This window comes from Boseongicola sp., assembly GCF_057460485.1.
On the sequence record NZ_JBVCWP010000131.1, the window covers coordinates 1 to 10,686 of the forward strand.

Annotated in this window: 10 protein-coding genes and 1 pseudogene; 7 read left to right on the forward strand and 4 right to left on the reverse strand. The window is 56.0% G+C overall.

The window, feature by feature from the left end; translation table 11 throughout:
- The 4 genes from AC221Y_RS14355 to AC221Y_RS14370 form a co-directional block, all read left to right on the forward strand.
- The coding region (locus AC221Y_RS14355; RefSeq protein ID WP_486707584.1) for an amidase family protein at window positions 1-564 on the forward strand (564 nt) is incomplete at its 5' end.
- A gap of 117 nt (window positions 565-681) precedes the next feature.
- Window positions 682-1,860 carry an aminotransferase class I/II-fold pyridoxal phosphate-dependent enzyme gene (locus tag AC221Y_RS14360; protein WP_299753463.1) on the forward strand — a complete coding sequence of 393 codons (1,179 nt, stop codon included), beginning with the start codon at window positions 682-684 and terminating at the stop codon, window positions 1,858-1,860.
- A 13-nt stretch (window positions 1,861-1,873) separates the two neighbouring features.
- Window positions 1,874-4,594: a DNA translocase FtsK gene (locus tag AC221Y_RS14365; RefSeq protein ID WP_299753425.1), complete on the forward strand. Its 2,721-nt coding sequence runs from the start codon at window positions 1,874-1,876 to the stop codon at window positions 4,592-4,594.
- A gap of 113 nt (window positions 4,595-4,707) precedes the next feature.
- Window positions 4,708-5,313, forward strand: coding sequence for a LolA family protein (locus tag AC221Y_RS14370; RefSeq protein ID WP_299753423.1), 606 nt, complete (start codon window positions 4,708-4,710; stop codon window positions 5,311-5,313).
- A gap of 7 nt (window positions 5,314-5,320) precedes the next feature.
- On the opposite strand, the gene AC221Y_RS14375 is transcribed toward AC221Y_RS14370, so the two are convergent.
- Window positions 5,321-5,908 carry a transglycosylase SLT domain-containing protein gene (locus tag AC221Y_RS14375; RefSeq protein ID WP_299753421.1) on the reverse strand — a complete coding sequence of 196 codons (588 nt, stop codon included), beginning with the start codon at window positions 5,906-5,908 and terminating at the stop codon, window positions 5,321-5,323.
- Between the two features lie 77 nt (window positions 5,909-5,985).
- Window positions 5,986-6,867 carry an AEC family transporter gene (locus tag AC221Y_RS14380; RefSeq protein WP_299753419.1) on the reverse strand — a complete coding sequence of 294 codons (882 nt, stop codon included), beginning with the start codon at window positions 6,865-6,867 and terminating at the stop codon, window positions 5,986-5,988.
- A gap of 79 nt (window positions 6,868-6,946) precedes the next feature.
- On the opposite strand from AC221Y_RS14380, the gene hspQ reads away from it, so the two are divergent.
- Window positions 6,947-7,273, forward strand: a complete 327-nt coding sequence (hspQ, locus tag AC221Y_RS14385) for a heat shock protein HspQ (protein WP_486707585.1) — start codon at window positions 6,947-6,949, stop codon at window positions 7,271-7,273.
- Window positions 7,274-7,286: 13 nt separating this feature from the next.
- Here hspQ and AC221Y_RS14390 read toward each other — a convergent pair whose 3' ends face one another.
- Together AC221Y_RS14390 and AC221Y_RS14395 are read right to left on the reverse strand one after the other, a co-directional pair.
- Entirely contained in the window at window positions 7,287-8,867 is a 1,581-nt protein-coding gene (locus AC221Y_RS14390; RefSeq protein WP_299754076.1) for a gamma-glutamyltransferase family protein, read from the reverse strand.
- Window positions 8,868-9,106: 239 nt separating this feature from the next.
- Window positions 9,107-9,643, reverse strand: coding sequence for an ATP-binding protein (locus tag AC221Y_RS14395; RefSeq protein WP_486707586.1), 537 nt, complete (start codon window positions 9,641-9,643; stop codon window positions 9,107-9,109).
- Window positions 9,644-10,116: 473 nt separating this feature from the next.
- Here AC221Y_RS14395 and AC221Y_RS14400 point away from each other — a divergent pair, with 473 nt between their 5' ends.
- Complete coding sequence (locus AC221Y_RS14400; RefSeq protein ID WP_299754079.1) at window positions 10,117-10,563, forward strand: GAF domain-containing protein; 447 nt, start codon at window positions 10,117-10,119, stop codon at window positions 10,561-10,563.
- Window positions 10,560-10,686 (forward strand): annotated as a pseudogene (locus AC221Y_RS14405) (LysE family translocator); the annotation flags it as partial. The gene AC221Y_RS14400 and the pseudogene AC221Y_RS14405, both read left to right, overlap by 4 nt.

A 10,686-nucleotide genomic window follows, 5' to 3' on the forward strand; every position in this document is an offset into this window, starting at 1 on the left:
ACCAGCGCCTTTGAGAATTTGCGCGACGCACCACGCGCGGCCTTTCAAAGTGCTGTTGAGCGTTTGGAGGCAGCGGGCGCTGCGGTTGAACCGATTGAATTGGAGTGTGTTTCTGAAGCGATGGGTTTGGCTGGTGTGTTGTTCGCGCCAGAAGCCTATGGCACCTGGAAGGCGGTAATCGAAGCTAATCCTGATGCCATGTATCCGCGTGTCCGCGAGCGGTTCCGCAGCGGAGCGTCCATATCAGCGGCCGATTTTGTTGCGGCATGGCAACGCCTTGACGCGCTGCGCGCGACCTACAACGCGGCCACGGCCGGATTTGATGCGGTGATTTTGCCCACAGTGCCGATATTGCCGCCGAAACGCGCAGCAGTTGCGGCAGACGGTGACCTTTTCGCTGCGGAAAACCTTTTGACTTTGCAGAACACCCGCATTGGCAATCTTATGGGGTTGGCAGGCGTTACTTTGCCGACCGGTTTGCCGTCCTGTGGCATTCTGTTTCAAGGGTCTTCTGAAGAAAGACTCCTGCGGATCGGGGCGGCGGCAGAGGCCGCGCTGGCGTAAAAGACACAATATTCGGGTGGTACGTCTGAAAAAGGTGTCTTCGCAGTGGACCGCTTGGCCCTCGATGGGCTAACTTGCGGGGAAACGGGGCAAAATGATCCCGGTATTGAGGCAGTTATGGTATTTCCCGAGCGGTTTTCGAGCCTACCGGAATATGCATTCCCGCGTCTGCGGGCTTTGCTAGACGTGCACGCGCCCGGTGGCGACGTGTTGCATATGACTATTGGTGAACCGCGCCATGCGTTTCCCGATTTTGTTGCGGATGTGATTGCCGCCAATACGGCCGGTTTTGGCAAGTATCCTCCCAATGAAGGCACGCCTGAATTGTTGGATGCGATCAGTGGCTGGCTCTTGCGGCGCTATGATGCGCGTGTTCCGTCTGATCAGATCATGGCTTTGAACGGCACGCGTGAGGGTCTTTATAACGCGATGATGGCGCTTTGCCCTGAAACGAAGGCGGGCGGGCGTCCAGTCGTTCTTGTGCCAAACCCTTGCTATCAGGTCTATGCGGTCGCAGCTTTGTCCGTCGGCGCCGAACCGGTCTTTCTGCCCTGCACCAAGGCGACAGACTTTCTGCCCGACTTCACATCTGTCGATCCAAGCGTTCTGGACCGTGTAACCGTTGCCTACATTTGCTCTCCGTCGAACCCACAAGGTGCCGTGGCAGACCGCGAATATTGGCGGACGCTTTTGGCATTGGCTGAAAAGCATGATTTTAGGGTCTTCGCGGACGAGTGTTATTCCGAAATCTGGCGCAACGAACCACCGGTTGGCGCGCTTCAGATGGCGGCCGAAATGGGAATGGACCCCGAGCGCGTTGTGGTTTTTCACTCGCTGTCCAAGCGATCAAACCTTCCGGGCCTTCGCTCGGGTTTCGTTGCGGGCGGTCCCGAGACGATCCGCCTTCTGCGACAGCTTCGCGCCTATGGGGGGGCGCCGTTGCCTGTGCCGCTACAAAAGGCCGCAACGGCGGTTTGGCTGGATGAAGCCCACGTTGATGCAAGCCGGGCGCGGTATCAGGCGAAGTACAAAATTGCTGCGCGGGTGTTTAAAGACATCGACGGTTGCGCGGCCCCGGAGGCAGGTTTCTTTTTGTGGCTTCCGGTGGATGACGGCGAAACAGCGGCTTTGAAGATTTGGCGCGAAACAGGCGTCCGGGTTTTGCCTGGCGCGTATCTTTCGCGCGATGTGGACGGGGAAAACCCCGGTGCAGGCTACATTCGTGTGGCCATGGTTTTGAATGAAGAAGAATTGCAACGCGGTTTAGAGGCACTCCGCGACTGCATTTATAGGTAAGGAACAGGTAAGCATGGCGTTTCAGACAAGGCATCGTGACCCTCTTTTCGACAGTGATACCCAGGCAATAATTGAGCGCCGGGGCAAAGAGTTGATTGGATTGACCTTTTTAGGGTTGGCGCTTTTGGTGGCATTGATGCTTGGGTCGTATTCGCCTGATGATCCGAATTGGCTGAATGCTACGGACGCGCCCGCGCGCAATATTCTGGGACCTTTCGGAGCGGCAATTGCCTCGCCGCTTTATGTGATCGCAGGCTATGGCAGTTGGGCTATCGCCGCTATTCTGGGCGTTTGGGGGCTGCGGTTCCTCTTTCACTACGGCGAAGAACGCGCGATGGCGCGACTGATTTTTGCGCCGATTGGCGTGGCTTTGGTGGCGATCTATGCATCGACCCATCTGCCCGGCGCAGACTGGACCCATTCGTTTGGACTGGGCGGTTTGTTCGGCGATACGATTTTGGGGGCGATTCTTGGCGTCCTGCCTGTGGCGCCGGGGACCGGTCTAAAGGCTATGGCGTTAGTCCTTTTTGTGGGCGCCATTGCAATGAGCGGCTTTGTGCTTGGCTTTACGCGCGATGAACTATGGGCCTACGCACGTTACCTTTTGGGCGGTGCTATCCTTCTTTATGCAACGGCGATGACGGCGTTGGGTCGTGGCGCAGTGGGAGGTCTTCAGATGGCCGCAGATGCACGGACCCGTGCCGCCGAGCGCCGTGCCGCCTCTGATGTTTTGCCGGAAGTTGACCATGGTGATGTCAGCCCGGCAGTATTGCGCGCGATCCGTGCTTACCGCGAAGGTGCGCCTACGTCTGCAAAACCGGGCCTCTTGGGGAACCTCCCGTCGCTTTTGACGAAGAAAAAGCCTTCAGTTGAACCCGTAGCGCTACCTGAAACCACGCCGGACGGTCTAAGCGCGCGCGTCACACAAGCCGTGAATTCGCGTGTTCGCCGCCCAGATGGGCTTCGCGACGAGCCACCCCTTGTGGGAGGCGGGGTTCCGCGCACGGTGATGCTCGACGAATTCGGTGAGCTAGCGACCTATTCGGATGATCTGTCCGAACGCGAAATGCCCGAGCCCGAACTGGTAGTTACGCAAAATGAGCCTGGTGGCGGATTTCAATCCTCGCGCCCTGTGGTTCAGCATAAGCCGGTCAAGGCGACCCCGTCAAAACGGGCAAAGGCGGAAGCGCAGCCCCAATTGAACTTCGGGACCGCCGACAGCGAATTTGAAATCCCACCCTTGAGCCTCTTAAGCGATCCTTCCGAAATTGTGCGCCATCATCTGTCGGATGAGGCTTTGGAAGCGAACGCGCGGATGCTGGAAAGCGTTCTGGATGATTATGGGGTGAAGGGCGAAATCGTCAGTGTGCGCCCGGGACCGGTGGTGACGATGTACGAACTTGAGCCCGCGCCGGGTTTGAAAGCGAGCCGGGTCATCGGCCTTGCTGACGATATTGCGCGTTCGATGTCCGCGCTTTCGGCCCGTGTTTCTACTGTTCCGGGGCGCACGGTGATCGGCATCGAACTGCCGAACGAAAACCGCGAAAAAGTAGTGCTTCGAGAATTGTTGTCTGGCCGCGATTATGGCGATGGAAGCCACCGTTTGCCGCTTGCCCTGGGCAAGGATATCGGTGGAGATCCGGTGGTGGCAAACCTTGCGAAGATGCCTCACCTATTGATTGCGGGTACGACGGGATCGGGTAAATCGGTTGCGATCAATACGATGATCCTCAGCCTTCTCTACAAGCTGACGCCGGACGAGTGCCGGATGATCATGATCGACCCGAAGATGTTGGAACTGTCGGTCTATGACGGCATTCCACACCTGCTTTCCCCGGTTGTGACGGACCCCAAGAAGGCGGTTGTTGCGCTGAAATGGGTCGTCGGCGAGATGGAAGAACGCTATCGCAAGATGTCGAAAATGAACGTCCGCAATATCGAGGGCTTCAACGGCAAGGTGCGCGACGCGCTGAAAAAGGGCGAGATGTTCAGTCGCACAGTGCAGACCGGGTTCGACGATCAAACCGGCGAACCGGTGTTCGAAACCGAAGAATTTGCCCCCGTAGCGCTGCCGTATATCGTGGTGATCGTAGATGAGATGGCAGACCTGATGATGGTTGCCGGAAAGGAAATAGAGGCGTGTATTCAACGTCTTGCGCAGATGGCACGTGCGTCCGGTATCCACCTGATCATGGCCACGCAGCGTCCATCGGTGGACGTCATAACCGGTACAATCAAAGCCAACTTCCCAACCCGGATATCGTTCCAGGTCACCTCCAAGATCGATAGCCGCACAATCCTCGGCGAGATGGGTGCCGAGCAACTGCTGGGTATGGGCGATATGCTTTATATGGCGGGCGGCGCGAAAATCACGCGGGTTCATGCACCGTTCGTGTCCGATCAGGAAGTGGAAGAGATCGTTAACCATCTGAAGAGCTTCGGGTCGCCGGAGTATGTCTCGGACGTTCAGGAAGGTCCTGACGAAGACGGCGAAAGCGAGATTGATCTGGTTCTCGGCCTTGGTGGGAACACCACCGGCGAGGACGCGCTTTACGATCAAGCGGTGCAGATCGTGATCAAGGATCGCAAATGTTCGACGTCCTATATCCAGCGTAAACTTGCAATCGGCTACAACAAGGCCGCGCGCCTTGTTGAGCAGATGGAAGACAGCGGCTTGGTCAGTGCCGCGAACCATGTCGGCAAGCGCGAGATTCTGGTGCCGGAGCAATCATAGAAGCGGTTTGGCAGGGGCGTGATTTCCCCTGTCGAAGGCGTGATATTGCCTAGCAGTGGCGAAGTGGGCCTGATCCCCCTATATCGACTTCAAGCAGGCAAAAAGGGTATCTCATGCACCGCAGAACATTCCTCGCGTCCAGCGCCGCATCCCTATTGGCCGCGGGCCCGGCGTTTGCCGACCGGCTTTCACTGAACGCGATTTCGGCTTATCTTAACAAGATTGAGACGGCGCAATCGCCGTTTACGCAGGTGAACGATAACGGCACGCTTGCCACTGGCACGCTTTATATTCGGCGTCCGGGGCGGATGCGGTTTGAATATGATCCCCCGACGGATTTACTGGTGATGGCTGGGGCCGGACAAGTCGGGATTTTCGATGGCAAGTCGAATGTCGGGACAGCCGAGCGATACCCCCTAAGTCGTACGCCGCTTAATCTGATACTGGAACGCAATGTCGATCTGGCTCGCCGGAACATGGTTGTGGGTCATGAGTTTGACGGGACGGCGACCATCGTTACAGCGCAAGATCCAGCGCATCCGGAGTATGGATCAATCGCGCTGAAATTCACCGAGGGCCCTGTCGAGTTGCGCCAATGGGTGATCCGCGACGCGCAGGGTGCAACAACAACGGTTATTTTGGGGCACCTCGCGCAAGGCGTGCCCATTCCGGCGCGACTGTTTGACATCAATCGCGAAGAAAAAAACCGGAAAGGCTAAGGGCTTCTCAGACCTTTTCGCAGGACCTGAGTTGCGCATCGTACACCACGGCGCGAGATGCGACATCGTTTGACACTTTTAAAAGCCAACTTTTTGCCCTGTAACTACCACGGCGATAGCCGGTTCGCCCTTCGTGATAGGCAAGGTATTGGTTGCGCGTGTCAGACAGCGAGATGCCAAGTTCATCGCGTGATGCGTTAAAGTACCAGCCCATGAAATCGGTGGCGTCGTCAATGTCATCGCGCCGTGCACCCCAGCTTCCGCGCGCGCGCTTGTAGTCGCTCCACGTGCCATCCAAAGCCTGGCTATAGCCATAGGCCGACGACTGTCGTCCCATCGGGATCACCCCAAGCGAATACTGCACGGGCGTGCGTGCGTTGCCGATGAATTTGGATTCCTGGTAGATCGTTGCCATCTGAACAGCAACTGGGACGCCCCAACGGCGTTCAGTTCGCTTCATCGCGGACAAGTATGCCGGACGTTCGTTCACGATGGAACAGGCGTTCTCTAGGTTTCTGGGCGCCGAATATTTATTGCCACCGCCGCAAGCTGCGACGAACAATAGTAATGCCAGGGCGCGAAGGGGTCTGCTCATACCTAACTCGCTCATTTTATTATTTTGAGATATTTTACCCGATTTTCTGCGTTGTGAAAACCAAGAATGTGGGTGAGCTAGATAACGAAAGCGAGGATCAGCGGCAAAAAGCCCACGCTCATCAACGTTGAGACAACCACAAGGCCCGCTACAGAATCAGCATCAGCCCCATATTTTTCCGCCAAAAGATACGAGGTCACGGCTACGGGGGTGGCAACCTGCAGTACAAGAACGGCGAATGCGACGTCATTTAGCTGAAACCAAAGTCCAATGGGCCAGGCGACCGCGACACATATCACGACCTTTAGGGCGGACAACCAAACCATCCGCGCGATGTCGCTGGGGCTTAGGCGGGCGAGTGCTACACCTAAGGTGATAAGCATTAAAGGAATGCCGAGTTGCCCAATCAACGACAATGTATTCGTTATAACCGTTGGTGTTTCCCATTCCATCCAAAGAAAAAGTCCGCCTGCGAGACTTGCTGCGACCAATGGTTCCTTGAGGGAAGAAAGCGGGTTGCCGCCACCGGACACAAGCCAAATGCCAAAAGTGAAAGAGATGATCGCCATAACAGCGAAGACGACAACGGCATATCCGAGGCCCAGATCCCCAAAAGCAAACAGCGCCAGTGGCAGCCCGAGGTTGCCTGTGTTTCCAAATGAGAGCGGGGCAAGGAAGGTTTGACGGTCCAACTTGAAAGCAAGTGTAACCGCGAAAAATACCACGATAACAATTGCATAGGCCGCAAGGGTCGCTGTCGCTATTGCTGTCAGTGCCTCGTTTTCAATGTCGGCTTGCATAAGCGTAACGAAGATCAGGCAAGGCACCCCAAGGGTCATTGCCAGTTTGGTCACGAAGTCGAGCCGATACTCGTAGCCAAGCCTCACCCAGGCAAACCCGAGGGCCGCCAAAAGGAACACAGGTGCGACGATTTCCACCACTGTCAGGATGACGTTCACAGTCTGTTTCCCTTTAAGTCTACCAATTTATTCGACATGAGCCTTCGCTAAGATTAATACATAGGTAGGGGGTTTTGTTATGTTCAAAACGCGTGCGAAATACGCATTGGGCCAAGTTGTTCGCCATCGCAAGCATCCGTTTCGCGGTGTGGTTTTTGATGTCGATGCAATGTTCTCAAATTCTGACGAATGGTACGAGGCTATCCCGGAAGAAAGCCGGCCTGAAAAAGAGCAGCCGTTTTACCATCTTCTGGCTGAAAACGACCAAAGCTACTACGTGGCCTATGTGTCGGAACAAAACCTTATCGCCGATTATTCGGGCGAACCCGTTGACCATCCCGACCTGCCTGAATTCTTTGGCGACTTTGACGACGGTCACTATCCTATGTACTTTCAGTTAAATTAAGCGCAACGGCGGATCAATAGCCAATCGCAATCCCATCCTTTCGCGGATCAGACCCGCCAATCAATGTGCCCGATGCGTGGTCAATCCGGATGGCTTGCGCGCCGCCAATAGGTTCGTTTTTCTCCACCAGATTGTGCCCAAGTTCACTTAGTCCTTGGCGCGTTGCCGCCGACAAGTTGCGCTCAATCCGCAATCCGTAGGTCTCAGGGAATACGCGCGGTGCATCAATCGCGGCCTGCGGGTCCATCCCGAAGTCGACGATATTTGAGACCATATGGGCGTGACCGGTTGCCTGATACTGCCCGCCCATCACGCCAAACGTCATATCAATAAGCCCATCTTTACGGGTCATACCGGGCAGGATCGTATGCATGGGGCGTTTGCCGGGTCCAATTTCGTTTGGGTGTCCGGGGATAAGGTTAAAGCCGCTGCCTCGGTTGTGAAGCAAGATGCCGAACCGGTTGCTGGCAACACCCGATCCGAAGCTTGCGAAAATAGAGTAGATCAAGCTGACGGCCATGCCGTCACGATCCACAACGGTGATCAGGACAGTGTCTTTATGCACTGCCTCGCTGATGGGCGTCGAATCTGCAATCGCCTTTGATGGATCAATAAGTGCTGCGAGCGATTTGGCCGTGGCGGGGTCAAGCATGTGGTTTAGACGGTTCATATGGTCGGGATCGGCAAGAAACCGGTTGCGCGTATTGTAGGCAAGTTTGGTGGCTTCGGTTTCAAGATGCAGCCGCTCCGTCCCGGCTGGGTCCATTGAGGCAATGTCGAATTCTGCAAGGATGTGTGCCAAAAGAATGGCCGTGGCACCTTGCCCGTTGGGTGGATTTTCAACCAGATCAGTGCCGCGATAGTGGCCAACGACGGGGGCGTCCCATGTCGCTTGGGTCGAAGCAAAATCGTCGATCCTGTGGGGTGCCCCAATTGCCTTAAGGGAGGTGAGCATGTCATCTGCGACCTCGCCGTCATAGAAGGCGTCTCTTCCGTGCCGAGCAATCCGGCGCAGCACTTCGGCTTGTCCCGGCAGTGCCAGACGCTCGCCCAAAGCGAACGGTCGATCTGCAGTCAAATAGTGCTTCTTGCCGCTCGCCGCGAGATTGCCCGCAAGTGACGCGATGTCGAAAGCAACTCGCGGCGCGACCGGAATGCCGTCCTCGAAGTAATGGATCGCGGGAGCGAGAATGCGGTCTAGCCCGAGGCGGCCATGCGTTTCGGAGATCTTACAGAATGCATCAACTGCACCCGGCACTGTGATTGAGGCCGGGTGGCCAGCGGCGATCTCAGACAGTCCCTGCGAGCGCAGTTGATCAGAAGAAGTGTCTTTGGGCGCGCGACCCGAGCCATTCACCGCTATAATATCTTCGTTGCCGGCTGGTTTGATAAGAGCAAAACAATCGCCGCCGAGCCCGGTCATGTGCGGCTCGCAGCCGCCGAGCAAAACAGCGCCCGCGATGGCGGCATCGGCTGCATTTCCACCCTCACGTAAGATCGTAAGTGCTTCAGTGGCGGCAAGCGGGTGAGACGTCGCGACCATTGCGTTTGTGGCATAGACGGCCGAGCGCCCGGGTTTGTGGAAATTTCGCATTCTGCCCCGCCTGTTGGATTTTGAGGCACTCTAACGGGACACTCAGTGAAGGCAATTCGGCTTATTGGTGTGTTGGCAAGTCGCCCAAAACTCCTCGACGCCACACACTGGGTGGGGGCTGTGATACTGCGGCGCCGAGGGAAGCTTTTTAGGCTACTTTATTTGCATGACTTGCTCTTGCGGCATCAATGAGGTCAAAATGTGGCGAGAAATCGGTGCCATTGAGTGTCGGGCATTAATTAAAAGGCGCTTCCAATCGAGTGTTTTGAAAGATGGTAGAAGCTTGGCGGTGGCGCGCCTATTGCCATTCGGAAAATCAGAAAGCGGTCTCCGTTTTTGCGATCATAGACGAAGTCTTTTGCAGGTTCTCTAATATGGAACCACCCAAATCCGCCTTTTGGTAGATCATTGTTTGGTTGGAGGTCGGTTGGGTGCTGCCCGAGCAGTGCATGTCCGTTGGGCATTGGCTTCGCGCTGTTGCGAATTTCCACCGAAAGCTCTGCGCGGCCGTGGCGCACCACAAGCTTTGCATCCCCCGGCGCGCCGTCAGGGGAGGCGTGTTCAACCACGTTGTTTAGCGCTTCCTGCAGAGGGATCTTGCCAGAACTCGTTGCCACATCCGAAAGGCCAAGCGGGTCGAGCAACGACATTGCGATCTCAATTCCAAGCCGGCCGTTCTCGAACCTTGCGCGAAATGGCGTTCGGGCCAAAACACCACCCGCGGCCGTCGAAGGTGGGTCGGCCCGGACGTGGTTCATTGCAGCATCACGGGGCATCGGCAGGTTTCCTGCGGCGTCTCTTGGAGAGTTTTGTAAATCCGAGAGACTGAATCCATACGGGTCATTCGAAAGACCTTATCGACCCACGGACTAAGCCCGACCAAATCCATGCGACGACCCCGACCAAGCTGATATGCTACCAACACCAGCGCCAAGACCGCTGGAATCAACAGAATTGACCGCCGAGAGGTCGACAACGACGCGCCCCGTTGCACGCGTGGTCAAGTCCTTCATCATATCTTTGATCCGCACCGCGACAGCAGTATCACTGCGATGTTCATTCACGGTGATCCTAAGTATTCCAGTCTAAACTGTCCTCGTCATTTCCATTGGTTCCTTCCTCGCCAGGAGGGGTTCCCTATGTCCTAGACGCAATGGGTTACCATTCTGTAAGTAGGCTTCAGACAATTTGAGGCGTATTCTAAATGACCGACGCTGTCCCCTCAGGTCACCCCAAAGAAAGCCCGAAAATGGGATACGAAGAGTTAACCCAGCGGATTGCTGCACTAAGTGCAGGTGAGACCGACGTTATTGCGCTTATGGCGACTTTGGCGTGCGAGGTTCACCACGCGGATGCGCGATTTGATTGGACTGGTTTTTATCGCGTCGTTGCGCCGGAACTTCTTAAGATCGGCCCTTATCAAGGCGGTCACGGATGCCTCGAAATTCCCTTTGGCAGGGGAGTTTGCGGTGCAGCCGCGCGTACTTTGAAGGCGCAGATTGTTGCGGATGTGGATACGTTTCCAGGGCATATCGCATGCGCTAGTACGACCAGATCTGAGTTGGTGCTGCCGGTTCTCAATCGGTCAGGCGCGTTGATTGCGGTCTTTGACATTGATAGCAATCTGCCTAACGCCTTCACCGAAGCCGACGCGGCGGCCCTGAAGTTGATCCTTAATGCAACGTTCGCGCGATGAGCTTTGGCGGCTGGCTGGTTTTCGCCAGCTTTTGGGTGGTTTTCGTGACAACACCGGGTCCGAATGCCGTGAATTGTATTCAAAATGGCATGACATTCGGATTCCGAAAAGCGCTGTGGGGTG